Below are 26132 nucleotides of genomic sequence, written 5' to 3' on the forward strand. Positions count from 1 at the left end.
AAACCGAAGCGTTGACGATCCTGACCAGAAAGCTGGCGCAGGTTGCATTTTCGCTGATGCGCAATCAGAGCGAATACGTTCCTGGGAGATGTTTGAGGAGTACAACCCAAACATAGAATCTCCTACAGGTTCGATCTGCACGTGATCAATCTGCGATCCCCATCACAACAATCACGACCGTTCAGCGACAAACTGTCATTTTTCCCCGGTGGCTTCAAACATTTGGCAATAACTGTGGTCTAGTTATCGTTCGCGAGTTTGCTTAAGTGCGTTTCGTGAGATTAAATTGCCACTATTAGACGCCGAGTAAGCTTTCATGCGGATCACCGGTCATTCACAACGTTCGTACCCGATCAAGCGCAAGTCCCGTAAGGACTCTGTGACGATTGACCATGCGTCCGAAGAAGTGAACGACGACGTCGAAGTGGTTCAGCAACCCGCACGTCGCGCCTCTGGCAGCACCGCCAACGTGCCAGCCCGCCAGCAGGACATCATCTTCCCGCGTGCCATGAGCCGTCGGGTGGCCTATGCGCTGGGCAGCTACATGACGACGTCGACCTTTGTCGACTGGGACCTTGAAGTCTCGGGGCTCGATCTCCACGTTTGAACGTCGCCAACCCTCCCTACTACATCGGTTGTCCGTCGTGGAGCGAGAGCGCCTGGCGTGAGTTCCTGTATCCGCCGGATGCGCGCAGCAACGACTTCCTCGAACTGTATGCCCGCGTGTTCAACGCGGTCGAAGGCAACACCACCTTTTACGCCCGCCCTGCGCTGACCACGGTCAAGCGTTGGGCGCAGGTGTTGCCCGAGCATTTCCGCTTCACCGCCAAGTTCCCCGGCGACATCAGTCACAGCGGTGACCTGCGCGGGCGGCTAGGAGCCGTGGAGGATTTCTTGCAACTCATGGCGCCACTGGGCGCACGGGTTCAACCATTCTGGCTGCAACTGCCCGCCAGCTTCACGCCGAACCGGCTGGGTGAGCTCAGCGTGTTCATCGACGCGCTGCAAGGCCGACCGCTGGCGGTGGAAGTGCGCAACATGGCGTTTTTTGCCAAAGGCGAAGAGGAGCGCCAGCTCAATCGCTTGCTGCTGGATCGTGGCGTCGAGCGCATCTGCCTGGATTCCCGACCGCTGTTCAGTTGCGTGTCCAGCGACCCGGCGGTGCTGCATGCTCAGTCGAAAAAACCGAAGGTGCCGCCGCGTCCGGCAGCGCTGACGCAATTTCCGCAGGTGCGTTTCATTGGTCGTCCCGAACTGGACGCCAACATGACCTACGTCGAGCAGTGGGCGCAGAAAGTCGCCGGCTGGATCGAAGAAGGGCGCACGCCCCACGTGTTCCTGCACACACCGGACAACCTCCAGGCGCCGGAACTGGCGCGACGCTTCCATGAGCATCTGATGACCTTGTTACCGGGACTGCCGGCACTGCCCGAGCTGGATCGCGGTCCGGAAGTGGAGCAACTGGGCCTGCTCTGAGGTCGATACAGGGGAAGCGCTTTCCACCCGAACGGAAACCCCCGCATGCGCGGCTCAACCCTGTCTATCGTATTGCTGATCATTGCCGGCGGTCTTGCCGTCTCGGTCTGGCGCGGCTGGCTGCCGCTGGCGGATCTCTGGAATCCGTGGGCGCCGCTGAACGTCAACGAGGCGCCGAACCTGCTGACCTCATTCAAACTCTCGCGCCTGCGCGACGATCCGCAACTGTGCGATCGGGCTCTGCAGACGTCCAGCCTGCGCTACAGCCATCAGGTCGACAGTGCGGCGGACGCCAAATGTCCGTTGCGCAACGTGTTGCGTATCCAGGGCGGCGATGTTGCGCTGAGCAGCAGCTTTCTCGCCAGCTGCCCGCTGGCGGTGGCCTATGCGCTGTTCGATCTGCACACCGTGCAGCCGGCAGCGCAAGCGGTGTTCGGGCAAAAGGTCACGCAGATCGATCACCTCGGCAGCTTCGCCTGTCGCAACGTCTACAACCGCAGTGAAGGGCGTCTGAGCCAGCACGCTTCAGCCAATGCGCTGGACATCGCCGGCTTTCGCCTGGCCGACGGTCGGCGCATCTCTGTGCTCAAGGACTGGCCGGACGAAGGCGAAAAAGGCCGCTTTCTGCGCCAGGTCAGGGACGGCGCCTGCAAGCCGTTCAACACCGTGCTGGGGCCGGAATACAACACGGCGCATCGCAATCATTTCCATATGGACATGGGGCGTTGGCGGGTGTGTCGGTGATGGAAACCGACCTGTAGGAGCTGGCTTGCCCTGCGACCGGCTGCGTAGCAGTCGTAAAATCCGAGAACGCGGTGAGTCAGACAGACCGTATCCGCAGGCTTTACGACGAGTGCCTCGCCGGTCGCAGGGCAAGCCAGCTCCTACAGGGGCAGGCTGCGGTTATTCAAGAGGGGTGTGGGCGGGATCAGGCGGCAATGCGCAGATTCTGCAACACGATCGGCCGTGCCCAGCCGTTGTCGAATTCCAGGTTGCGCTGTTGCTCGTTCATCTCTTGCGCGCTGTACGGCGTGGCAGGCTTGTCGGCCAGCTCCCATTCGAACTCGGCAATCGGCAGGAACAGAGGTTTCGGCTCAGGGCCGGGGCCCGGATCGACGCTGTCGTCGTAGGGGTTGAGCACGGTCGGACGTACCCAGGTGGTGTCGATGTTCAGGCTGCGCTGCTGTTCAATCATCTCGCTGGCGCTGAACGGTTCGGCTGGCTTGGCCAGGTCCCATTCAAACTCGGCGATGGGCAGGAACAGCGGCTCGGGCGGGGCGATTTCCTTGTCTTCGACCGGGCATTCGCGCTGCTCGACGATCTTGCTCAGGGTGCGGGCGCCGGCAATTGGCTCGCCATTCATGCTGTCCGTCGCCACCACCGGGGTTTGGGCCGGTTCGGTTGCCGCGTTGTCTTCCACCTGACGGGCCATGGCGCGGGCGAACGCATCCTGCCAGAGCTGCGTGACGCCGCTCAGGGTTTCGGTGTTGCGTACGCTGTAGTCGCCAACGTACGTCAAATAGCCGATTGAGGATGATTGCTGAATGTCTGACATAAGCGCTCAGTACATGCCGTGGCTCTGGCAAAATGCCGGATACTTTCGTTATCGGCAGATGTTGCCAATCATTAAGAAAATTTGAGCGTGCAAGTACGATGAGTGAACAGCAAGCGGGCAGCCGCATTCGGGTCGAAACCCTGACCGCCGACGGACAGGACAGCGCGGTGCGCTGGGCCGAACGTCTGGGCCTGCCGCTGGAGGACGCCGAGGCCGATTTTGCCCTGCAGATCGCCGCTGATGGCCTGCAGTTGCAACAGCTGGGTGACGATGTACCCGGCCCGGTGCGGGTCGATTTCGTCGAAGGCAAGGCCGCCCACCGACGCTTGTTCGGCGGCGGCAGCGGGCAGATGATCGCCAAGGCCGTGGGTATTCAACCAGGTGTGCGGCCACGGGTGCTGGACGCCACCGCCGGGCTGGGCAAGGACGCGTTCGTGCTGGCCAGCCTGGGCTGTGAAATGAGCCTGATCGAGCGTCAACCGATCATCGCTGCTTTGCTGGAAGACGGTCTGGCGCGCGGCGCGCAGGATCTGGACGTAGGCCCGATCATCGCGCAGATGCGGCTGTTGACCGGCAACTCCATCGAGCTGATGCGCGACTGGCAGGGCGAGCCGCCGCAGGTGATCTACGTCGACCCGATGTTCCCGCACCGGGAGAAAACCGCGCTGGTGAAAAAGGAAATGCGCCTGTTCCGCCCGCTGGTGGGCGACGACATGGACGCCCCGGCGCTGCTGGAAGCCGCCCTGGCCCTGGCGACTCACCGCGTGGTGGTGAAGCGCCCGCGCAAGGCGCCGTGCATCGAAGGGCCGAAGCCGGGGTATGCGCTGGATGGCAAATCCAGCCGTTATGACATTTATCCGAAGAAGGCGTTGAAGCCTTCCTGAGCCATCGGTATTTGAATCTGTAGGAGCCGGCTTGCTGGCGAACGCGTCAGGTCAGTCACTGCAATGTTGACCCGCCTGACGCAGGTTCGCCAGCAAGCTGGCTCCTACAGGTTTTATGTCGGATTCAGGCTTTGTACGCCCGCAAAAACAACCCCACCACTTCCCGCACATGCTGCTCGCCGGTCTGCTCGTCCGGCAGCTCGCCATTGCCGATCAACAGGCGGAAATTGCATACGCCCTTGATCAGGCTCAGAAAGTGCCCGGCGGCACTGACCGGCGAATCGAAATGCAGGCCTTCGGTGTCATTCACCCGCGTCAGAAAACGCTCCATTTCATGCAGGATGCGCTGCGGGCCGGCTTCGAAAAACACCTGTGACAATTTCGGGTCCTGAGTGCCCAGAGCGATCATCAGACGGTGCAGCTCCAGTGATTCCGGGCTGTTGATCAGGGTCTGAAAACCTCTGGCAATACTCAGCAACACATTTTCCACCGGAGCATTCGGCGGCAGATCGACGAACAACTCGGGCAGCTGCTCCTCGCAGCGCGCCACCACGGCGGCGGAAAACAGCGTCTCCTTGTCGGTGAAATGGCTGTACACCGTCAGCTTGGACACCCCGGCTTCCGCGGCCACGGCGTCCATACTGGTCCCGGCGTAGCCGTTGCGCACGAACAGGTCTTTGGCGGCTTCGAGAATGGCCCGACGTTTGGCGGGGTCCTTGGGGCGACCCGGTCCGGCAGGGCTTGCGTCGATCATCGGTTGCTCAGGCATAGGTTTTATTTAGTGGACTGTCCGGTTCGGTAATTCTTAATATACCCGCCAGTACAATTATTCCAAATGATGTCTGACAGGGTGCCACTTCATGTTTCGCGATGCCTTGATCCTTGCCGTGCCGATTGGCCTGGTGTCCCTGCTGGCTGGCTGCGGTCAGGAAGTGTCTGCCCCGACCTCCGTGCGTCCGGCCATGGTAGTGCAACCGTTGCCGTCCTCCCAATCCGTGGACAGTTATCCCGGCGAAGTGCGTGCGCGTTTCGAGCCGGAACTGGCATTCCGCATTCCCGGCAAGGTCAGCAAGCGTCTGGTCGAAGAGGGGGAGCGGGTCAAGGCCGATCAGCCGCTGGCCGAGCTGGATGCTCAGGATGTGCGCCTGCAACTGGACGCCACCCGTGCGCAAGTGGCCGCCGCCGAGGCCAATCTGCAGATGGTCCGCTCCGAACGTGACCGTTACAAGACGCTGATGGACCGGCAGATGGTCAGCAAGTCGCAGTACGACAACGCAGAAAATCTCTATCGCGCCGGCGATGCCCGGCTCAAGCAGATGAAGGCCGAACTCACCGTCGCCGATAACCAGACCCGTTATGCGGTGCTGCGTGCGTCGCAGGATGGCGTGGTCGCCAAGCGGCTGGTGGAAGTCGGTCAGGTGGTGGCTGCCGGGCAGACCGTTTTCACCCTGGCTGCCGATGGCGAACGGGAAGTGGCGATCAGCCTGCCGGAACAGAACTACGGCCGTTTCAAGATCGGCGACCCGGTCACCGTGGAGCTGTGGACCCAGCGCGAGCAGCGTTTCCCCGGACGCATTCGTGAACTGTCGCCCGCCGCCGATCCGCGTTCGCGCACCTTTGCCGCTCGCATTGCGTTCGCCGCCGGCAAAGTCCCTGCCGAGCTGGGTCAGAGCGCCCGCGTCTTCATTCAGGCCGAACACAGCGTGCCGCTGTCGGTGCCACTCTCGGCATTGACCGCTGAAAACGGTGCGACCTACGTCTGGCGTCTGCAAAGCGACAACACCCTCAAACGCACACCGGTGCAGGTCGGCGCTTACGGTCAGGAGTCGGTGCCAGTGCTGAGCGGCCTTGCAGCCAGCGACTGGATTGTCGCCGCCGGTGTGCATGTGCTGCACGAAGGCGAGCAGGTGCGTCCGGTCGACCGCAGCAACCGGGCGGTGAAACTGGCAGGCACATCGACGGGCGGGGAGTAAACAGGGATGCGTTTCAACCTTTCCGAATGGGCCCTGCGCAATCGGCAGATGGTCCTGTACCTGATGATCCTGCTGGCGGTGGTGGGGGCGTTGTCTTACACCAAGCTGGGGCAGAGCGAAGACCCGCCGTTCACCTTCAAGGCCATGGTCATTCGTACGCTTTGGCCGGGGGCGAGTGCCGAGGAAGTCTCGCGCCAGGTCACCGACCGCATCGAAAAGAAGCTGATGGAAACCGGCGATTACGAGCGCATCGTCTCGTTCTCCCGCCCCGGTGAGTCGCAAGTGACGTTCATGGCGCGGGACTCGCTGGTGTCGGCCAAGCTGCCGGAGCTGTGGTACCAGATCCGCAAGAAGATCGGCGACATCCGCCAGACCTTGCCCGCCGGGGTGCAGGGGCCGTTTTTCAACGACGAATTCGGCACCACCTTCGGCAACATCTATGCGCTGACCGGCGAAGGCTTCGATTATGCGGTGCTCAAGGATTACGCCGACCGCATCCAGATCCAGCTGCAGCGGGTCAAGGACGTCGGCAAGGTCGAACTGCTGGGCCTGCAGGACGAGAAGATCTGGATCGAGCTGTCCAACGTCAAGCTGGCGACCCTCGGCCTGCCGCTGTCGACCGTGCAGCAGGCGCTGGAAGCGCAGAACGCCGTGGTCGCCGCGAGCTTTTTCGAGACGCCCAGCGAGCGTGTACAACTGCGGGTGACTGGGCGTTTCCAGACGGTCGACGAGATTCGTGATTTCCCGATCCGGGTCGGCGACCGCACCTTCCGCATCAGCGATCTGGCCGATGTCCGTCGGGGTTTCAACGATCCGCCCGCGCCGCGCATGCGTTTCATGGGCGAGGATGCCATTGGCATTGCCGTGGCGATGAAAGACGGTGGCGACATTCTGGTGCTCGGTCGCGCGCTGGAAGGCGAGTTCGCCCGGCTGCAGAGCAACCTGCCGGCCGGCATGCAACTGCGCAAGGTGTCCGATCAGCCGGCGGCGGTGAAGACCAGCGTCGGCGAGTTCGTTCAGGTGCTGGCCGAGGCGCTGGGCATCGTGTTGCTGGTGAGTTTCTTCTCGCTGGGCATGCGCACCGGCATGGTGGTGGCGCTGGCGATTCCGGTGGTGTTGGCGATGACCTTCGCCTGCATGTATTACCTCGGCATCGGCCTGCACAAGATTTCCCTCGGCGCGCTGGTGCTGGCGCTGGGGCTGCTGGTGGACGACGCGATCATTGCCGTGGAAATGATGGCGATCAAGATGGAACAGGGCTACGACCGGCTCAAGGCGGCCAGCTTCGCCTGGACCAGTACGGCATTCCCGATGCTCACTGGCACGCTGATCACTGCGGCCGGTTTTCTGCCGATTGCTACGGCGCAATCCAGTACCGGCGAATACACCCGCTCGATCTTTCAGGTGGTGACCATCGCCTTGCTGGCGTCATGGGTTGCGGCCGTTGTGTTCGTGCCGTATCTGGGCGAGCGGCTGTTGCCGGACCTGGCGAAATTGCATGCCGCCAAACACGGTTCCGGGCCAGACGCGCCTGACCCGTATGGCACGCCGTTCTACACCCGTGTGCGGGCGTTGGTGGGCTGGTGCGTGCGCCGACGCAAGACCGTAATCGTGCTGACCATCGGTCTGTTCGCGCTGTCGATCTTCATGTTCCGTTTCGTGCCCCAGCAGTTCTTCCCGGCTTCCGGGCGGCTGGAGCTGATGGTCGATCTGAAGCTGGCTGAAGGCGCGTCGCTGAGCAATACCACTGAACAGGTCAAGCGCCTGGAAGCGATGATCAAGACCCATGCAGGCGTGGAGAACTACGTGGCCTACGTCGGCACCGGTTCGCCGCGTTTCTACCTGCCGCTGGATCAACAATTGCCGGCGGCCAGCTTCGCCCAGTTCGTCGTGCTGGCAAAAACCATCGAGGACCGCGAGGCGTTGCGCACCTGGCTGATCCAGACGCTCGATGAGCAATTTCCGACCCTGCGGCCGCGAGTGACCCGTCTGGAAAACGGTCCGCCCGTGGGCTATCCGGTGCAGTTTCGCGTGACCGGCGAGCACATCGATGAGGTTCGTGCGCTGGCGCGCAAGGTGGCGGCCAAGGTTCGTGAGAACCCCCATGTGGTCAACGTGCACCTGGACTGGGAAGAGCCGAGCAAGGTGGTTTACCTGAATGTCGATCAGGACCGCGCCCGCGCACTGGGCGTGACCACTGCCGACTTGTCGCGCTTTCTGCAGAGCCAGCTGACCGGCTCCAGCGTCAGCCAGTACCGCGAAGACGACGAACTGATCGAAATCCTCGTGCGTGGCACCGAGCAGGAACGCCATGAGCTGGGCGGGCTGGCGAGCCTGTCGGTTCCGACCGCCAACGGCAGCAGCGTGGCGCTGTCGCAGGTGGCGACGCTGGAATACGGCTTCGAGGAGGGCATCATCTGGCACCGCAACCGCCTGCCCAACGTGACCATCCGTGCCGATATCTACGGCAAGGAGCAGCCGGCGACCCTGGTCAATCAGATCCTGCCGACACTGGAGGATGTGCGTGCGCAATTGCCGGACGGTTATCTGCTGGAAGTGGGCGGTACGGTGGAAGACTCGACCCGCGGGCAAAACTCGGTCAACGCCGGCGTGCCGCTGTTCATCGTCGTGGTGCTGACGTTGCTGATGATCCAGTTGCGCAGCTTCTCGCGCACGTTCATGGTGTTCCTCACCGCGCCGCTGGGGTTGATCGGCGTGACCCTGTTCCTGCTGATCTTCCGCCAGCCGTTCGGCTTCGTGGCGATGCTCGGCACCATCGCGCTGTCGGGGATGATCATGCGCAACTCGGTGATTCTGGTGGATCAGATCGAGCAGGACATCGCCGCCGGGCTGGACCGCTGGCAGGCGATCATCGAAGCCACCGTGCGGCGCTTCCGCCCCATCGTGCTGACCGCGCTGGCGGCGGTGCTGGCCATGATCCCGCTGTCGCGCAGCGTGTTCTTCGGGCCGATGGCGGTGGCGATCATGGGCGGCCTGATCGTCGCCACGGCGCTGACCCTGCTGTTTCTGCCGGCGTTGTATGCGGCGTGGTTCAGGGTGAAGAAGGGCGGGCAGGTGTGATCGGCTTCTGCTGAGTCGTCGGCAAACACAGATCCCGCTCCAACGGCCTTTGGCCAGAACCACAAACGTTGGCGTACCACCCAACCTGTGGGAGCGGGCTTGCCCGCGAATGCGATGGGTCTGTGACTACGATGTCGACTGACGCGCCGCCTTCACGGGCAAGCCCGCTCCCACAGGGAAGGCGGTGCGTCTGCCTTCGCAGCTTACTGATGGCTGAACAGAATCATCGCCGTGCTTTCTCGGCCACGGAATTTCTCCTATATTCGCGCCGCCAGCGTCCTGCTGCTCAAGCCCCATCCGTGCCACGTCGTTTCAGGCGATAGAAATCCATGTCCGAGTCCTTTGAAGTTCCCAGCCCTCATGAGCACCATGTCGAGCACGCGCACACCACAGGTGATCGTTTCGCCGGCAAGATCGCAGTCATGACCGCCATCATGGCCGCCGTTGGCGCCATGCTCAGCTATCAGGCCGGTTCCACGGAAAGCGAAGCCGCCATGGACAAGAACAATGCGGCGATCAAGAAAACCGAAGCCGCCAACCAATGGAGTTACTACCAGGCCAAGTCCAGCCGCGAAAACCTGGCTGACCTCGCCAGCCACTTGCCCGGCCTCGATGTCGCGCATTACCAGGCCGAAATGAAGCGCTACAAGGCCGACAAGGAAGCTGCCCGAACCAAGGCCGAAGCCCTGGAAGCCCAGGCGCAGGAATGGGACGAAAAATCCGAGCGAGTCCTGCATTCCCACCATCGCTGGGCACAGGCGATGATGGCGATCCAGCTGGCGATTTCCCTCGCCGCCATCACCCTGCTGACGCGCAAGGAATGGCTGCGCCGGGTGTCGCTGACCGCTGGCGGGATCAGCGTGCTGTTGGGTGGGATGGCTTGGCTGCATTTGTGATATCAGCCAACGGAAAACGTGCCAGCCTGTCTCAGGACTCATGACCTTTGAAATACCGTCTGTAGGAGTGAGCTTGCTCGCGATTTCGTCAGGCCAGTCAACGAGATGGTGTCTGATTCGACGCAATCGCGAGCAAGCTCACTCCTACAGGGGGAGCGTCGGTGAAAAGTGGCAGGTGATCTCGGTCCGTAGGAGCGCGCTTGCCCGCGATTGCAATCTGTCTGAAATTGATAGGTCGGCTGACAGAACGCTATCGCGGGCAAGCGCGCTCCTACGAGGAGCCGAATAACAGTTACAACGCCCCGAACACCTTCTTCGCCAGGCTGGTCGCGGCGGCGGCCGGGTTGGCGCGGATGCTTTCTTCCTGCTTGGCGATCATTTCGAACAGGCCGTCGAGGGCTTTTTCGGTGACGTAGCCTTCGATGTTCGAGTTCTTCGCATCCAGCACGCCCAGGGTCGCGGCCTGACCGGCGAACGAGTTGTACTGCTGCGCCAGACCGACCTTGTCGGTGGCCTGTTTGACGATCGGCAGGAACTTGGTGCGGATCTGGTCGCGGCTGGATTTGTTCAGGTATTCGGTGGCCGAGTCCTTGCCGCCGGTGAGAATGCCCTTGGCATCGGACACGCTCATCTTCTTCACTGCATCCACCAGAATGGCCTGAGCCTGTGGCACGGCGGCTTCGGCGGCCTGGTTCATGCTGGTTTCCAGTTGATCGACCTGGGCGCCCATGCCGAACTGCTTCATTTTCTTCGCCACTTTGCCGAGGTTGCCCGGCAACTCGATGCGCACGTCCTTGTTGTTGCTGAAGCCACCGGGCACGCCCAGCTGCTTCACGGCGATCTGCGCACCCTGGGTCAGCGCGTCCTTCAGGCCGCCGGTGGCGTCCGATTGCGACAGGTCACCCAGCGACAGGGCGAAAGCGCTGGCCGACAGCAGCAGGCCGGCACACAGGCCAGTGAACGACAGAGAGCGAAGCAGCATGGAGTCACGTCCTTTTCAGAAAATGGAAAACAGCAGGAAGCCCGTCAACGGGCCGGGTTCACGCGGATCTTGACCGGTGGTTTTTCCTCCAGGGTCAGATCGACAGTGTAGCGCTCGGTGCTGATCATTAGCAGTTTGCCATCTGCTTCGATGCGCGCACTGACCGCATAGGTATGGCCGGGCTGGACCTTGCTCTGGTCGTAGGTCAGGTGAAACGGCAGGGGAACCTGGCCGCCCACCGGGCCGCTCTGGCGGGCCAGCGTGCGTGCCGGGGCATCGGCCAGCGAGACGTCCTGCAAGGCGACGCTCAGGGTGGCCGTCGGCGGCAGGGCCATGCGTTGCAGATAGAACACTTCGCCGTCGACGCTGCCCCGCTGGTTGTCGGGGGCGTGGCCGGCACAGGCAGTCAGCAGGGTGGCCATCAGGCTCAGCAGCAGGTATTTCATCGGAGGGATCTCCTTATCAGGGGGCGTCGCGACAGGTTGTCGCGACACCGATTGTCAACAGATCAGACCTCAAGGCCCGGCTCTGGGACATCATCATTGCGATGCAGTGCCACCTGACGGATGGATAAACGTATTTCAGCAGGTAACACACGCTTGGCCGCACCTTCGGCCAGTTCGCCCAACAACTCGTGGTAGCCCAGCTTGCCGCTGTCGTCCTTGCTCAGCACGTCCTGGTCGAGCAGTGTCTGAATGAAGTGGCGGAACAGGCTCTTGTCGAAAAACTCCGGGGCATTCAGACCATGCAGGATCGACAGGCGCTGGGCCATGATCGTACACAGGTCTTCCAGCTCTTCGGCGGTCAGGCTGTGCTGGCCGGCGTTGAGCAGCAGCGAGATTGCCATGTAGAAACGCTGCAGGGTCTGGGCAATCGCCCGCGACAGCAGGGTCAGCAACACGAAATGGCGGGAACTCGGCGCCGGACGCAGGTAAACGTCGTTCTCGAAGCGTAGCAGGCCCTGCTCGACGAACGCCTGCAGCCACTGGTCGATCACCGCATCCAGCTCGTCCAGCGACCAGCGGATGAACAGCTCCGATTGCAGGTACGGATACAGTGCACGGGTGTAGCGCAGGATCTGTTCCCGGCTCATGCGCGAGGCACTCTGGAAAAAGCACGCGAGCAGCGACGGCAAGGCGAAGATATGCAGCACGTTGTTGCGGTAGTAGGTCATCAGGACGGCGTTCTGCTCGTCCAGATAGAGGATGCGCCCCAGCGCGTCCTTCTGCTCGGACAGCAGGTCCATGCCTTTGACGTGCTCGATCAGCGCCTGACCGTTGCCTTCGGGCAATGTGGTGTGCGGTGAATACGGCACGCTGCGCAGCAGGGTCAGGTACAGATCCAGCACCCGGCCCAGCGCCTGATCGTCCAGCGCATGCTTGTTGGTCGACAGCAGTGCCAGCGCCACCAGATTGACCGGGTTGATCGCGGCTGCTTCGTTCAGATGGCGGGCGACACGTTCGCCGAGGCGGTTGGTGGTGTCGTTGAGCCAGGCCGGTTTGAACAGCGGGCCGAGTTCCTGACTGCGCCAGTCCGGTTGTTCGTGATCGAGAAATTCCGCCAGCTTGATCGGCTCGCCGAAGTTGACCGAGACCTGACCGAAGCGCTGCTTGAGTGCGCCGATGACTTTGAAGATGTCGAAGATCGATTCTTTCTTCTTCGCCGCGCCGCGCAGTTCGCCAAGGTAGGTGCGACCTTCCAGCACCCGCTCGTAACCGATGTACACCGGGACGAACACGATGGGCGTGCGGGCATTGCGCAGAAAGCTGCGCATCGTGATGGCGAGCATGCCGGTCTTCGGTTGCAGCATGCGCCCGGTGCGCGAGCGACCGCCTTCGACGAAGTACTCCACCGGGAAACCTTTGGTGAACAGGGTGTGCAGGTATTCGTTGAACACTGCGGTGTACAGCGGGTTGCCCTTGAACGTGCGGCGCATGAAGAACGCGCCGCCCCGGCGCAGCAGGCCGCCGATTACCGGCATGTTGAGGTTGATACCGGCAGCGATGTGCGGCGGGGTCAGGCCGTTGCGGAACAGTAGGTAGGACAGCAGCAGGTAATCGATGTGGCTGCGATGGCAGGGCACATAAATGATTTCGTTGCCCTGGGCGACATTCTGCACGCCCTCCAGATGGCTGACCTTGATGCCGTCGTAGATCTTGTTCCAGAACCAGCTGAGCACCACTTCCAGAAAACGGATCGCGGTGTAGGTGTAGTCCGAGGCGATCTCGTTGCCGTAATGCAGGGCCTTTTCCCGCGCCTTGGCTTCGGGGATTTTTTCCCGCGCGGCTTCGTCGAGGATCGCCTGCTTGACCAGCGGGTCAGCCACCAGCCCTTTGACCAGCGTGCGCCGGTGCGACAGGTCGGGGCCGATGGTGGCGGTCTTCAGGTTGCGGAAATGTACACGCAGCAGACGCTGGGCCATGCGCACGGTGCGCTCGTAGCCCTTGTTCTCGTCGATCAGTTCGCGCAGATGAATCGGTGCGGAAAACTGCACGCGAGTCTTGCGCCCCAGAATCAGGATGGTCACCAGCCGGCGCAGGCGCCCGGTCACTGCCCAACTGTCGGCGAACAGCAGTTTCCACGGGCTGTCTTCCTTGTCCGGCGACTGCCCCCAGAACACGCTGACCGGAATGATTTGCGCGTCTTCGGCGGCATTGTGCGTGACCGCGCCGACCAGTCGCTCCAGCGTTGGCGGCGCGCCGCGCTTGTCCTGACGCCCCAGCCAGTCGGGCTCCGGGGTCAGGTAAAAGAACGCCGCAGGTTCGGCCAGATTGCCGACCGCAACGGGCAGCACCGGCCGTGGCAGCCCGGCCTTGCGGCATTCCGTGTCGAGCACCGCCAGATCGCTCAGCGAAGGGCTCGGCAAGGCGTAGAACACCGGCCGGCTGCGATCCAGATTGAGCGTGAAGGAAGACTGATTGATCGTCTCGGAACGTACCCACAGGTACAACAGACGACGCAGGGTGCCAAAGACGAGGCGGCGGAACGGGGAACGGGTCATACGCATTCTGCTGAAAAGGGGCCACGGCCCGCGAGGCAGTCAGTTTGCCGCATATGGTGGGGATGGGCAAAGTTGGGGAGGGTGACAGAGGCTGTAGGAATACCGTAGGACGGGGTTTGCCACGATGGCGGTGTGGCAATGCAATTCCCTGTAGGAGCTGGCTTGTCCTGCGAGCGGCGAGGAACTCGTCGTAAACCCTATGCACTCGGTACACCTGACACGGCCAGTGCGCATGGTTTTACGACGACTGCGTCGCCGCTCGCAGGACAAGCCAGCTCCTACAGGGAGACAAGCCGCGGGTCAGGACGTCCGCCAGGTAATCTCTTCTTCGCCATCAACGCTGATGCGGATCCAGCGGTCGGCGTCTTCTTCGCTTTCTTCCTCGACCCAGCTACCCGGTGCGCAGCGTACTTCGACGTTCAGCGCGGCAAAGGCGGCGCGGGCGCAGGCGATGTCGTCGTCCCACGGGGTCTTGTCGCTGTCCAGGCACAGGCTGTTCCATTTGCCCACGGCCTTGGGAATCCAGGTCACCGGGATGTCGCCGGCCTTGCATTTCCAGGTCTGGCCTTTCTGCACCCAGTCGCTGCACGGGCCGATGTCTGCGGCCAGCCAGGCGGTCAGGGCCTTGTGATCGACGTCAGCGTCTTTCAGGTAAATCTCGATATCGGGTTGACGCATGGAAGCCTCTTGAATGTGTTTCAGTCGGTCAGTGCCGAACGAAATAATCGTAGCGCATGGACACCGTGACCTTGAAAGGCGCGGCCTGTTCGATGACGCTGGCGCGGCGTTCGGCGCTGGCGCGCCAGCCATGAGGTGTCATGGCCAGCAGATCGGCGCGAGCCTTGCTGTCGGTCAGGGTCAACGTGAAGCGCAGGGTTTCGCTGTGGGCGTGAAGCATGCCTTCCGGCACCAGCGCCAGATGCTTGTCGTCGGCGTAGTCGCGGACTTCGTCGTACAGACGCTGGCGCAATTCCATCAGGTGCTCGTTGGTTGGGCCCACGCGCATCAGACCGCCGCCCGGCGCCAGCAGTCGACTGGCTTCGGCCCAGTCCAGCGGGCTGAACACACTGGCGATGAATTCGATGCTGGCGTCCGGCAGCGGCACGCGGGCCATGCTGGCGATCAACCAACTGACCTGCGGATTGCGCTTGCAGGCACGCTTGACCGCCTCGCGGGAGATGTCCAGCGCATAACCTTCGGCCTCCGGCAGGGCGTCGGCGATCTGCGCGGTGTAATAGCCCTCGCCACAACCGATATCCAGCCAGTGCGCCGGGTTGCGTTCGGCGGCCAGCTCGGCCAGACGCTTCGCTACCGGGGCGTAATGCCCGGCATTGAGAAAGTCGCGGCGAGCCTCGACCATCGCCTGGTTGTCGCCGGGGTCGCGGCTGTTCTTGTGTTGCACCGGCAACAGGTTCAGATAGCCCTGACGGGCACGGTCGAAGCGGTGGCCCGCCGGGCACACCACGCCGTTATCCACGCGGTCGAGCGCGGCTGAGCAGATCGGACAGGTCAGCATCAGGCGAGCAACTTGACCAGGGTCTGGTAGTAGATCTCGGTCAGCACGTCGAGGTCGCTGGCCAGAATGCGCTCGTTGACCTGGTGAATCGTTGCGTTGACCGGACCCAACTCCACGACTTGCGTGCCGAGGGTGGCGATGAAGCGCCCGTCGGACGTGCCGCCGCTGGTGGACGCTTTGGTGTCGCGGCCGGTGACGTTCTTGATGCTGGCCGACACGGCGTCAAGCAGCGCGCCCGGTTCGGTGAGGAACGGCAGGCCCGACAGCGCCCACTCCACATGCCAGTCCAGGCCGTGTTTGTCGAGGATGTCGGCCACGCGTTTCTGCAGGCCCTCGACGGTGGACTCGGTAGAGAAGCGGAAGTTGAACACCGCCGTCAGGTCGCCCGGAATCACGTTGGTCGCGCCGGTGCCGGAGTGGATGTTGGAAATCTGGAAGCTGGTCGGCGGGAAGAACGCGTTGCCTTCGTCCCAGTGCTCGGCGGCCAGTTCGGCCAGCGCTGGCGCAGCCAGATGAATCGGGTTGCGCGCCAGATGCGGGTAGGCCACGTGACCTTGCACGCCGCGCACGGTCAGGGTCGCGCCGAGGGAGCCGCGACGGCCGTTCTTGACCACGTCACCGACCAGAGTGGTGCTCGACGGTTCGCCGACGATGCACCAGTCCAGACGCTCCTTGCGCGCCGCCAGACGTTCGACCACCGCTTTGGTGCCATGGTGCGCCGGGCCTTCTTCGTCGCTGGTGATCAGGTAGGCGACCTTGCCCTTGTGGTTCGGGTAGTCGGCGACGAAGCGCTCGGTGGCGACGATCATCGACGCCAGGCTACCTTTCATGTCCGCCGCGCCACGGCCGCAGAGCATGCCGTTTTCATCGATCAGCGCGTTGAACGGGTCGTTCTGCCAGGCCGTCACCGGGCCGGTCGGCACCACGTCGGTGTGGCCGGCGAAACACAGCACCGGACCTTCGTCGCTGCCATGGGTGGCCCAGAAGTTGTCCACGTCCTCGATGCGCATCGGCTCAAGGGTGAAACCGGCATCGCCCAGGCGTTTCATCATCACGGCCTGACAGTCGGCGTCGAGCGGGGTGACCGATGGGCGACGGATCAGGTCGCAGGCGAGTTGCAGAGTGGGCGAAAGATCGGCTGGGGCTGTCATGAAAGATCCGCAGAGGTGAGGTTCGTAGGAGCGCGCTTGCCCGCGATAGCGGTGGGCCAGTCAGCACTTCGGTGGCTGACACGGCTCAATCGCGGGCAAGCGCGCTCCTACAGGCTAAAAAAGGGGGATATCTTAAAGCAAAACGGCGACCCGAAGGCCGCCGTTTAGTACAGCGCACAATTGTTTCAGGCCGTGGCGGGCTGTTCCGCCGACTTCGGTTTGGGCAGCGACGACAGGAACGCCATGATCAACGCTGCCAGATACGGCAGCGACTGCACCAGCAGCATGCTGACCCAGAAACGCACGTCATTGCTCGGCAGGCCCTGCACCAGGCAGATGCCCAGCGCCGCGCCCCACAGCAGCAACATGATGAACAGCTCCTCGCGGGCCTCGGAAATCGCCACCAGCAGGCCATGGCTGTCGGCGTTCTTCGGTGTGCGGAAGAACGGGATGCTGCTGGTGAAGAAGCCGTACAGCACCGCCTTGGCGATGGTGTGCGACAACGCCAGCCCGGCAACCGCCGCGTAGAACGCGTCCTTGAGGTTGACCCCGACCGCGCGGCGGTACAGGAAGATGATCTTGCCAACCTTGAAGAAGAACAGCGCCAGCGGCGGGATCGCGAAGATCAGCAGTGGCGGGTCGACCCGGTTGGGCACGATGATCATCGCCGCTGACCACAGCAGCGCACCGACGGTGAAGAAGATGTTCATGCCGTCGGCGATCCACGGCAGCCAGCCGGCCAGGAAGTGATAGCGCTGGCCACGGGTCAGTTCGCTGTCCTTGCCGCGCAAGAGACTGGCGGCATGGCGCTTGATGATCTGGATGGCGCCATAGGCCCAGCGGAAACGCTGCTTCTTGAAGTCGATGAAGGTGTCCGGCATCAACCCGCGACCGTAGCTGTTGTGGGCATAGGCGGCGGAATAGCCTTTTTCGAACACGCGCAGGCCCAGCTCGGCGTCTTCACAGATGCACCAGTCGGCCCAGCCCAGCTCTTCCAGCACCGAACGGCGGGTCATGGTCATGGTGCCGTGCTGAATGATCGCGTCGCGGTCGTTGCGGGTGACCATGCCGATATGGAAGAAGCCCTTGTATTCCGAGTAGCAGAGCTTCTTGAACGCGCTTTCGTGCTGGTCGCGATAGTCCTGGGGTGACTGCACCACGGCGATTTTCGGGTCGGCGAAGTGCGGCACCATGTGCTTGAGCCAGTTGCGGTCGACGCAGTAGTCCGAGTCGATCACCGCAATCACTTCGGCATCCGGAGCGGTGTGCGGGATCAGGTAGTTCAGCGCACCGCCCTTGAAGCCGGCCAGGGGCGCGACGTGGAAGAACTTGAAGCGCTCGCCGAGCATTTCGCAGTGGGCCTTGACCGGCTCCCACACGGCCGGGTCCTTGGTGTTGTTGTCGATCAGCAACACTTCGAAATCCGGGTAGTCCAGGGCGGCGAGGGCGTTGAGGGTCTGTTTGACCATCTCCGGCGGCTCGTTGTAGCACGGCACATGCACCGAGACTTTGGGTCTATAGGCCGTGTCGGTATCGACCGGCAGGAATTCACGACGGCGTTTGTGGGTCCAGACCGCCTCGGCCAGCTCGTGAGCCTCGGTGAGCAAGACGATGAACACGCCGAGGGCGCCGAGTGCCAGCAGGAAGCCCACCAGCAGGCTGAACCAAGTGCTGTATTGCTGGCTGTAGTCGTAACCGATCCACACCAGCACCGAACCACAAAGGAACGCGATAAAGGTCAGGAACGTGCGGCCACGCTGACGCAGGGCCGAACCGTCGATCAGCAGCAACGCCAGGGCGAGCATCGCCAGCACTGCCGAACCGATGGCCAGTACGCGCCACTGCGGAATCGCCACCACCGGGCCTTCGAAGTTGAATTTCTGCTGGCGAGCGGCGTTGAACACGCCCCAGTAAGCGCCGACCGAGCCTTCGTCACTGGCCTTCCACGGCTGGTCGAACGCTTCGATCACGAAGTAGTTGAAGCCCTGGCGGTTGAGCTTGTTAACCAGCGTACGCAGGTAGATCGCCTGATCGGCCTGGGTCGCATCGGCGCCACCGCGCATGTGGCCGTTGCTCGGCCAGCCCACCTCAGACAGCAGCAGCGGCTTTTTCGGGAACTGATGGCGCAGTTCGCGGGCACGGTCAAAGACAAACTGGCCGGCCTTGTCCATCGGCACATATTCCCAGTACGGCAGGATGTGCGCGGCGATCAGATCGACGTGTTTGGCCAGTTCCGGGTTTTCCTTCCAGATGTGCCATTGCTCGGACGTGGTCACCGGCACTTTCACTGCCGCGCGGACGCGGTCGAGCAGGGCGATCAGGTCTTTGGGCGTGATTTCCTTGCGGAAAACCGCCTCGTTGCCGACCACCACGCGCACCACGCTGCGGGTGGTGTTGGCCAGTTCGATGGCGGTGTTGATTTCCCGCTCGTTGCGTTCCTGATCGGGGCTGATCCAGATGCCGAGGGTCACCCGCAGACCGAATTCCTCGGCCAGTTTCGGGATGTCCTTGAGGCTGCCGTCCACCGAATAGATACGGATGTTGTCGGTGTATTTGCTCATCAGCTCGAGGTCCTGACGCATTTCATCGTCGGACGGATAGACGGATTTCTGTGGGCTTTGTCCGAGCCGGAACGGCGAATAGGAGAATCCGGAGATCTGCTCGGGCCAGTTGGGGGCGGTCACCGGGCGATTGATCAGCGCCCAGAAGCCGGTGAACAGCGCGGCGATTGCCACGATGACCACCAGGTTGAGTCCAAATTTACGGGATGGCATAGGTACTTCAGGTTCCAAAAGGGGAACGGGAGAAGCTGACGAACGTCAGCTGGCAAGTGCTTTGGCAACCGACAGAGGTTGAAGTTCTGTTCCTGAAAAAATGTAGTCCTTTTCTTCAGGTACGTGCCTTTTGTGGGAGCGGGCTTGCCCGCGAATGGCATTAACAACGCGCAGCCCGTGGGAGGGAGCCCTGCTCACGAATGCGTCCGGTCAGCCACATCCGTGGTCACTGATCCACCGTATTCGCGAGCAGGGCTCCCTCCCACAGGGATTGTGTGTGGACCCCGTCGACGGGGTGTCAGCGGCTTTCTGACCAAACACCCCCCACAGACTGCTGTCCCAATCCGTGACACGGCCTATAATGCGCGCCGGTTTTTTCGGGGTATTGGTCATGAGCACAGAAGATCCGCGGTTCGCCGGCATCGCCCGCCTGTATGGCATCGAAGGCCTGGAGCGTCTGCGCGCGGCCCATGTGGCGGTGGTCGGCATCGGCGGTGTGGGGTCGTGGGCGGCGGAAGCCATGGCCCGTTGCGGCGTGGGCGAAATTTCCCTGTTCGATATGGACGACGTCTGTGTCAGCAACAGCAACCGCCAGTTGCATGCGTTGACCAGTACTGTCGGCAAACCGAAGGTCGAAGTGATGGCCGAGCGCCTGCGCGAGATCAACCCGGAGTGCGTGGTTCACCCGGTCGCCGATTTCGTTACCCGCGAGACCATGGCCGAATACATCACCCCAGATATCGATTGCGTGCTCGACTGCATCGACAGCGTCAACGCCAAGGCCGCGCTGATCGCCTGGTGCAAGCGCCGCAAGATCCAGATCATCACCACCGGCGGTGCTGGCGGGCAAATCGACCCGACGCAGATTCAGGTCTGCGACCTCAACCGCACGTTCAACGACCCGTTGGCCTCCAAGGTGCGTTCGACCTTGCGCCGTGATTACGGCTTCTCACGCACCGTGACCCGCCATTACAGCGTGCCGTGCGTGTTCTCCAGCGAACAGCTGCGCTATCCGAAGCCGGACGGCAGCATCTGCCTGCAGAAAAGCTTTGTCGGCGATGGTGTGAAGCTGGACTGCGCCGGTGGTTTCGGCGCGGTGATGATGGTCACCGCGACCTTCGGCATGGTCGCCGCGACCAAGGCGGTGGAGAAGATCGTGGCCGGTATGCGGCGGCCGTCGGAGCGGGTCAAGGCGAAGGCTGACTGACCCCACCCTATTCCATGTGCCCCCTCTGCCGGGAGACATGCAGATCCATTGTGGGAGCGAATTCATTCGCGAGAGGCCGGCACAGACGATAGAGATGTATCGCCCATGGCATCGCATCGCGAATGAATTCGCTCCCACGCCGTCCAGTGTTTCTCTGACTCATCACCCCGCCATCTGCCGCATCCGCTGCAACACGGCATTCAGGCCATTGCTGCGCGATGGCGACAACTGTCGGCTCAGCCCCAACTGATTGAACCAGTCGCCCAGATCGACCTGCTGCAACGCCTCGGCCGACAAACCATTGACTCGCGCCAGCAGCAAGGCCACCAGCCCGCGAATCAAACGGGCATCACTGGCCGCGCGAAACTGCCAGTGACCGTCGATAACATCGCCCAGCAGCCAGACCTTGCTTTCGCAACCGTCCACCAGGTGTTCGTCGGTCTTTTGGTCATCACTGAGGGCCGGCAGACGCTCGCCCCATTGCATCAGCAGGCGGGCGCGCTGCTCCCAGCTCAACGAGGCATTGAAGGTGTCCAGCGCGGTCTGGGCATCGACGGGCAGGCTCATCGCAGTAACTCCAGGGACTGATCCAGTGCGTTGAAGAACCGCTCCAGGTCTTCACCGTCGTTATAAAGCCCCAGCGAAACACGGATCGCACCGGGCAGGCCGAGGCTTTTCAGCAGCGGGATGGCGCAGTGATGACCGGCGCGCACGGCAATCCCCTGTTCGGTCAGCAAGTGCGCCAGATCGGCATTGTGGACGCCGTCGACGACAAAACTCACCAGCGCCGCCTCCGGGTTGCCCACCAGCCGTACACCCTTGTGCAGCAACAGGCCGGCGCGCAGCAGTTCATGCAGGCTCGCCTCGTGGGCAGCAGCGGCTACTTGATTGACATCGTTCAGGTAGTCCAGCGTGGCGCCCAGACCTATCACCCCGGCAATCGGCGGCGTACCGGCCTCGAAACCCAGCGGGGCAGGGCGGAAGGTCGCTTCGTGGAAGCCGGTCTGCAGGACCATCTCGCCGCCGAACTGCCAATGCTGCAGTTGCTCCAGCGCCTGATGGCGACCGAACAGCGCACCCACGCCGTCCGGGCCATACAGCTTGTGGCTGGAGAATACGTAGAAGTCGCAGCCCAGCGCCTGCACGTCATGACGACCATGGACCACGCCCTGAGCGCCGTCGATCACTGTCAGGGCACCATGGGCCTTGGCCTTCGCCACCAGCTCGCTGACCGGCTGCCAGGTGCCAAGCACGTTGGACAACTGGCTGACCGCCAGCAGGCGAGTGCGCGGACCGATCAGCTCGCGGGCGGCGTTCAGGTCGATCACGCCGTTGGCATCCAGAGGCAACACCACCAGCTTCAACTGGCGGCGGATCGCCAGTTGTTGCCACGGCAGCAGGTTGGCGTGGTGCTCCAGCGTACTGACGACGATCTCGTCGCCGGGCTGAAAACGCGGCTCCAGGCCATAGGCCAGCAGGTTGAACGCCGAGGTGGCGCCGTGGGTAAACACGATGTGCCCGGATGATCCGGCGTTGAGCCATTCACCGACCTTGTGGCGGGTGTCTTCAAATGCCTGGGTGGCCATGGCGCCGGGCAGATGCTGGGCACGGTGAACATTGGCCGCGCCGTTGCCGTAGTAGTGGGCCAGGGCGTCGATCAGGGCTTGGGGCTTTTGTGCGGTGGCGGCGCTGTCCAGATAGGTCTGGCCTTGCCGTTGCAGGGCGTCGAGGGCCGGGAAATCAGCGCGCCACGGGGAGATAAGGGGCATTGGAGGTGGCTCTCCCTGTGGGAGCGGATTCATTCGCGAAAGGATATTTCAGACGACGCAAGTGTGTCGTCCGAACCCCCGTATCGCGAATGAATCCGCGCCCGCAGTCGATCAGTTGTGAGCGTGCAGCGCTTCGTTCAGCTCGATCGCCGACTTGTGGGATTTGCATTCCACGGCGCCAGTCTGCGAGTTGCGACGGAACAGCAGGTCCGGCTGGCCGGCCAGATCACGGGCCTTGAGCACTTTGACCAGTTCGTTGTTCTCGTCCAGCAGCGCCACTTTGGTGCCAGCGGTGATGTACAGACCGGCTTCAACGGTGTTGCGGTCGCCCAACGGGATACCGATACCGGCGTTGGCGCCGATCAGGCAGCCTTCGCCGACCTTGATCACGATGTTGCCGCCGCCCGACAGGGTGCCCATGGTCGAGCAGCCGCCGCCCAGGTCCGAACCCTTGCCGACGAATACGCCTGCCGAGACACGGCCTTCGATCATGCCCGGGCCTTCGGTGCCGCCGTTGAAGTTGACGAAACCTTCGTGCATCACGGTGGTGCCTTCGCCGATGTAGGCACCCAGACGTACGCGAGCGGTGTCAGCGATACGCACGCCGGCCGGTACCACGTAGTCGGTCATTTTCGGGAACTTGTCCACGGAGAACACTTCCAGCAGCTCGCCTTTCAGGCGCGCTTCCAGTTGACGCTCGGCCAGTTCGCCCAGATCGATGGCGCCCTGGCTGGTCCAGGCCACGTTCGGCAGCAGCGGGAACACGCCAGCCAGGCTCAGGCCGTGCGGCTTGACCAGACGGTGCGAGAGCAGGTGCAGCTTCAGGTAAGCCTCTGGGGTCGAAGTCAGGGCTGCGTCTTCAGCCAGCAGGGTGGCGACCAGCGGCTTGTGGCTTTCGGCCAGACGGGTCAGCAGCGCAGCCTGGGCAGCGTCGACGGATTTCAGCGCTTCGGCCAGTTTCGCGGCCTGATCGGTGGTGAAGCTGATGGCTTCGTTGCCACCCTTGTAGTCGAGCAGCGGCGCGACAGCGGCAACGATCTCGGCCGACGGGTTGAGTAGGGGCAGGGCGTAGAAAACTTCCAGCCAGGTGCCTTGACGGTTTTGAGTGCCAACGCCGAAGGCCAGGCTGAACAGGGAAGTGGACATGGAAATACCTCTTTAAATGGCTATCTCAATCAGGCGATAGCTGCTGCGTACAGTTCGGGTTTGAAGCCAATCAGGGTTTTGCCGCCAAGATCCAGCACCGGGCGCTTGATCATCGACGGCTGGGCGAGCATCAGTTCGATGGCCTTGTCCTGGTCGAGGTCGGCTTTCTGCGCCTCGTCCAGCTTGCGAAAGGTCGTGCCGGCGCGGTTCAGGACGGTCTGCCAGCCGTGCTCGTTGCACCACTGGGTCAGGTGCTTGCGGTCGATGCCCTGAGCCTTGTAGTCGTGGAAATCGTAGTTCACCGATTTTTCATCGAGCCAGGTGCGCGCCTTTTTCATGGTGTCGCAGGCCTTGATCCCGTACAGGTGCAACGTGTTGTCATCAGCCATGAACTTGCCCCCTTTGAGATGGTTGAAAAAACGGTGACGGATTATGCCACGGACGAACGGCTTGAGCGTGGAATGCGGCGGTTTTCTGTGTGCTGTGGCGATTTTGCTCCGGTTAAGACCTATGTATTAGGACCGGGCGATAGTCTGAACCGTTAAGATGGCAGTTCGACGCTGCGCCCCGCCCGACAATGCGGGCCGGCCAGCCACACGTCGCCCCGATCAAGGAAACACGCCATGCAGACCGCCTATACCGTCCTGATTCTGTTGACGCTGGTCGGTGTTTCACGTTTGCTGGCGCGGGTGATTCCGCTACCGCTGCCGCTGGTGCAGATCGCCGCCGGGGCCTTGCTGGCGTGGCCGAGTCTGGGCCTGCATGTGGCGCTCGATCCCGAGCTGTTCCTGTTTCTGTTCCTGCCGCCGCTGCTGTTCTCCGACGGCTGGCGCATGCCCAAGCGCGACCTCTGGCGTTATCGCGGGCCGATCCTGACCCTCGCGGTGGGGCTGGTGATTTTTACCGTGGTCGGCGCCGGCTATTTCATTCACTGGCTGCTGCCGGCCATTCCGCTGCCGGTGGCCTTCGCGCTGGCGGCTGTGTTGTCACCGACCGACGCCGTGGCGGTGTCGGCCATCGCCCAAGACCGTCTGCCCGCGCCGATCATGCGCATGTTGCAGGGCGAAGCGCTGATGAACGATGCGTCGGGTCTGGTCACGTTCAAGTTTGCGCTGGCGGCGGCCATCACCGGTGTGTTCTCCCTGACCGACGCCAGCTTGACCTTCGTGCTGGTGGCCTGCGGCGGTCTGGCAGTGGGCGTCGCACTGAGCTGGCTGGTCGGGCGTTTTCGCAGCTGGATGATCACCCGCGGCTGGGACGATCCGGCCACCCATGTGGTGTTCATGCTGCTGTTGCCGTTTGCCGCTTACGTGCTGGCCGAGCGGCTGGGCGTTTCGGGCATCCTCTCGGCGGTGGCGGCGGGCATGATGCAGAGCTGGGTCGATCTGTTGCCACGGCAGACCAGCACCCGGCTGCTCAACCGCAGTGTCTGGACCCTGCTGGAGTTCGCCTTCAACGGCTTGATCTTCCTCCTGCTTGGCCTGCAATTGCCGGACATCGTCGAGGCAATCACCCGCGAAGAAGTGACGCTGTGGCCGACGCTGTTGTGGCGTTGCCTGGATGTGCTGGCGATCTTTCTGGTGTTGGCCGTGCTGCGTTATGTCTGGGTGCAGAGCGTCTGGCGGCTGATGATCACCGTTCGCCGCTGGCGCGGGCGCAGTGACGGTTCGCTGCAGTTATCCGCACGTTCCTCGTTGTTGCTCACCGTTGGCGGCGTACGTGGCGCCGTCACCCTGGCCGGTACGCTGTCGGTGCCGATGCTGATAGCGGCGGGGCAGGACTTTCCCGAGCGTGATCTGCTGATCTTCATTGCGGCGGGGGTGATCCTGCTGTCGCTGGTGGTCGCCAGTATCGGCTTGCCGCTGCTGTTGCGCGGGCTGGTCAGCGAGCCGGACCTGCGTCTGAAGCGCGAAGTGCGCGACGCCTGGAAGCGCACCGCCGAGGCGGCGATCCATGCGCTGGAAAGTCAGGAAATCAGCGAGACCAACACCTCGCCGGATGCCGCTCAGGCGGTGCTGGCGACCGAGGTCAAATCGCGGATCATGTCGGAATACCGCCACCGCCTGGAAATCTTCAACGACACCGCCGAAGCCCAGGCGCTGGCATTCCAGATGGACCAACTGGAGAAGCGCATGCGCATCAACGCACTGCGTGCCCAGCGTCTGGAACTGTACAGCCTGCACCGGCATCACCAGATTGGTGACGACGTGCTGCGTCTGGTGCTGGCCGAGCTGGACCTCAATGAGGCCAATCTGGGGCCGGTGAAGACCTAGTCCCGCTGCTAACACAGCCCCTATGGGAATCAGTGGTGAGAGATCTGTAGCAGTCCGGCGAATACCGCTGCTCTTGGTTCTGGCAAAAGGCCGTGGGAGGGAGCCCTGCTCGCGAAGGCGTCAGTCCGGGCAATTCTGTGTCGACTGATCCACCGCTTTCGCCAGCAGAGCTCCCTCCCACATGGATCTGTGGAGTGCCTGGAATGTGTGCCTTACACAGAGTCCGTAGGAGCCGGCTTGCTGGCGAATGCGGTGGATCAGTCGCTTCATGGGTATCTGACACTCTAAGTTCGCCAGCAAGCCGGCTCCTACGGGATCTGCGGTAAGAGATCTGTAGCTGTTCGGCAAAACACCGTCTGCACTTGATTCTGGCCGAAGGCCGTGGGAGGGAGCCTTGCTCGCGAAGGCGTCAGTCCGGGCAATGCTGTGTCGACTGATCCACCGCTTT

At 62.6% G+C, this 26132-nt stretch carries 22 protein-coding genes; 9 read left to right on the forward strand and 13 right to left on the reverse strand.

Annotated elements, in window-relative coordinates:
* Window positions 1-316 precede the first annotated feature (316 nt).
* Genes ACIPL0_RS12125 through ACIPL0_RS12135 form a run of 3 tightly spaced genes read left to right on the forward strand, consistent with a single transcriptional unit; the run spans window position 317 to window position 2220 of the window.
* On the forward strand, window positions 317-607 hold the full coding sequence (locus ACIPL0_RS12125; RefSeq protein ID WP_400596876.1) for a hypothetical protein: 291 nt from the start codon (window positions 317-319) through the stop codon (window positions 605-607).
* Complete coding sequence (locus ACIPL0_RS12130) at window positions 604-1476, forward strand: DUF72 domain-containing protein (protein WP_400596877.1); 873 nt, start codon at window positions 604-606, stop codon at window positions 1474-1476. Before ACIPL0_RS12125 ends, ACIPL0_RS12130 begins: the two co-directional genes overlap by 4 nt.
* Before the next feature lie 45 nt (window positions 1477-1521).
* Complete coding sequence (locus ACIPL0_RS12135; RefSeq protein WP_400596878.1) at window positions 1522-2220, forward strand: extensin family protein; 699 nt, start codon at window positions 1522-1524, stop codon at window positions 2218-2220.
* A 184-nt stretch (window positions 2221-2404) separates the two neighbouring features.
* Here ACIPL0_RS12135 and ACIPL0_RS12140 read toward each other — a convergent pair whose 3' ends face one another.
* On the reverse strand, window positions 2405-3031 hold the full coding sequence (locus tag ACIPL0_RS12140) for an energy transducer TonB (RefSeq protein WP_400596879.1): 627 nt from the start codon (window positions 3029-3031) through the stop codon (window positions 2405-2407).
* Window positions 3032-3129: 98 nt separating this feature from the next.
* Between ACIPL0_RS12140 and ACIPL0_RS12145 the strand changes: the two genes are divergently transcribed.
* On the forward strand, window positions 3130-3915 hold the full coding sequence (locus tag ACIPL0_RS12145) for a class I SAM-dependent methyltransferase (RefSeq protein WP_400596880.1): 786 nt from the start codon (window positions 3130-3132) through the stop codon (window positions 3913-3915).
* A gap of 124 nt (window positions 3916-4039) precedes the next feature.
* Here ACIPL0_RS12145 and ACIPL0_RS12150 read toward each other — a convergent pair whose 3' ends face one another.
* Window positions 4040-4669: a TetR/AcrR family transcriptional regulator gene (locus ACIPL0_RS12150; protein ID WP_400596881.1), complete on the reverse strand. Its 630-nt coding sequence runs from the start codon at window positions 4667-4669 to the stop codon at window positions 4040-4042.
* 106 nt (window positions 4670-4775) lie between these two features.
* On the opposite strand from ACIPL0_RS12150, the gene ACIPL0_RS12155 reads away from it, so the two are divergent.
* The 3 genes from ACIPL0_RS12155 (at window position 4776) to ACIPL0_RS12165 (ending at window position 9865) form a co-directional block, all read left to right on the forward strand.
* Complete coding sequence (locus ACIPL0_RS12155; protein WP_400596882.1) at window positions 4776-5888, forward strand: efflux RND transporter periplasmic adaptor subunit; 1113 nt, start codon at window positions 4776-4778, stop codon at window positions 5886-5888.
* A 6-nt stretch (window positions 5889-5894) separates the two neighbouring features.
* Window positions 5895-8969, forward strand: a complete 3075-nt coding sequence (locus ACIPL0_RS12160; RefSeq protein WP_400596883.1) for an efflux RND transporter permease subunit — start codon at window positions 5895-5897, stop codon at window positions 8967-8969.
* A gap of 329 nt (window positions 8970-9298) precedes the next feature.
* Window positions 9299-9865 (forward strand): DUF4337 domain-containing protein, encoded by a 567-nt coding sequence (locus ACIPL0_RS12165; protein ID WP_400596884.1) that lies wholly within the window; start codon window positions 9299-9301, stop codon window positions 9863-9865.
* 292 nt (window positions 9866-10157) lie between these two features.
* Here the strand turns inward: ACIPL0_RS12165 and ACIPL0_RS12170 are convergent, their stop codons facing one another.
* The 7 genes from ACIPL0_RS12170 to ACIPL0_RS12200 all read right to left on the reverse strand — a co-directional run bounded on the left by ACIPL0_RS12170 (window position 10158) and on the right by ACIPL0_RS12200 (window position 19289).
* Window positions 10158-10847 (reverse strand): DUF4197 domain-containing protein, encoded by a 690-nt coding sequence (locus tag ACIPL0_RS12170; RefSeq protein WP_400596885.1) that lies wholly within the window; start codon window positions 10845-10847, stop codon window positions 10158-10160.
* Window positions 10848-10891: 44 nt separating this feature from the next.
* A complete protein-coding gene (locus ACIPL0_RS12175) occupies window positions 10892-11293 on the reverse strand; it encodes a YbaY family lipoprotein (RefSeq protein ID WP_400596886.1) in 402 nt (133 codons plus the stop codon).
* 62 nt (window positions 11294-11355) lie between these two features.
* On the reverse strand, window positions 11356-13848 hold the full coding sequence (gene plsB / locus ACIPL0_RS12180; protein ID WP_400596887.1) for a glycerol-3-phosphate 1-O-acyltransferase PlsB: 2493 nt from the start codon (window positions 13846-13848) through the stop codon (window positions 11356-11358).
* Window positions 13849-14148: 300 nt separating this feature from the next.
* On the reverse strand, window positions 14149-14526 hold the full coding sequence (locus tag ACIPL0_RS12185) for a hypothetical protein (RefSeq protein WP_400596888.1): 378 nt from the start codon (window positions 14524-14526) through the stop codon (window positions 14149-14151).
* A 28-nt stretch (window positions 14527-14554) separates the two neighbouring features.
* On the reverse strand, window positions 14555-15364 hold the full coding sequence (locus tag ACIPL0_RS12190) for a putative RNA methyltransferase (RefSeq protein WP_400596889.1): 810 nt from the start codon (window positions 15362-15364) through the stop codon (window positions 14555-14557).
* Window positions 15364-16515 carry a succinyl-diaminopimelate desuccinylase gene (gene dapE, locus ACIPL0_RS12195; RefSeq protein ID WP_400596890.1) on the reverse strand — a complete coding sequence of 384 codons (1152 nt, stop codon included), beginning with the start codon at window positions 16513-16515 and terminating at the stop codon, window positions 15364-15366. The genes ACIPL0_RS12190 and dapE overlap by 1 nt, the downstream gene beginning before the upstream one ends.
* A gap of 185 nt (window positions 16516-16700) precedes the next feature.
* Window positions 16701-19289: a glycosyltransferase family 2 protein gene (locus ACIPL0_RS12200; RefSeq protein ID WP_400596892.1), complete on the reverse strand. Its 2589-nt coding sequence runs from the start codon at window positions 19287-19289 to the stop codon at window positions 16701-16703.
* 391 nt (window positions 19290-19680) lie between these two features.
* Between ACIPL0_RS12200 and tcdA the strand changes: the two genes are divergently transcribed.
* On the forward strand, window positions 19681-20496 hold the full coding sequence (gene tcdA / locus ACIPL0_RS12205; protein WP_400596893.1) for a tRNA cyclic N6-threonylcarbamoyladenosine(37) synthase TcdA: 816 nt from the start codon (window positions 19681-19683) through the stop codon (window positions 20494-20496).
* Between the two features lie 162 nt (window positions 20497-20658).
* On the opposite strand, the gene ACIPL0_RS12210 is transcribed toward tcdA, so the two are convergent.
* The 4 genes from ACIPL0_RS12210 to ACIPL0_RS12225 form a co-directional block, all read right to left on the reverse strand.
* Window positions 20659-21063 (reverse strand): SufE family protein, encoded by a 405-nt coding sequence (locus tag ACIPL0_RS12210; protein WP_400596894.1) that lies wholly within the window; start codon window positions 21061-21063, stop codon window positions 20659-20661.
* Window positions 21060-22265: an aminotransferase class V-fold PLP-dependent enzyme gene (locus tag ACIPL0_RS12215; RefSeq protein ID WP_400596896.1), complete on the reverse strand. Its 1206-nt coding sequence runs from the start codon at window positions 22263-22265 to the stop codon at window positions 21060-21062. Before ACIPL0_RS12215 ends, ACIPL0_RS12210 begins: the two co-directional genes overlap by 4 nt.
* Window positions 22266-22376: 111 nt before the next feature.
* A complete protein-coding gene (dapD, locus tag ACIPL0_RS12220; protein ID WP_400596897.1) occupies window positions 22377-23411 on the reverse strand; it encodes a 2,3,4,5-tetrahydropyridine-2,6-dicarboxylate N-succinyltransferase in 1035 nt (344 codons plus the stop codon).
* A 29-nt stretch (window positions 23412-23440) separates the two neighbouring features.
* Entirely contained in the window at window positions 23441-23800 is a 360-nt protein-coding gene (locus ACIPL0_RS12225) for an ArsC family reductase (protein ID WP_400596898.1), read from the reverse strand.
* A gap of 234 nt (window positions 23801-24034) precedes the next feature.
* On the opposite strand from ACIPL0_RS12225, the gene ACIPL0_RS12230 reads away from it, so the two are divergent.
* Window positions 24035-25684, forward strand: coding sequence for a Na+/H+ antiporter (locus ACIPL0_RS12230; RefSeq protein WP_400596899.1), 1650 nt, complete (start codon window positions 24035-24037; stop codon window positions 25682-25684).
* Window positions 25685-26132 lie beyond the last annotated feature (448 nt).

This window comes from Pseudomonas sp. NPDC090208 (assembly GCF_044746785.1).
Taxonomy (GTDB): Bacteria; Pseudomonadota; Gammaproteobacteria; order Pseudomonadales; family Pseudomonadaceae; genus Aquipseudomonas.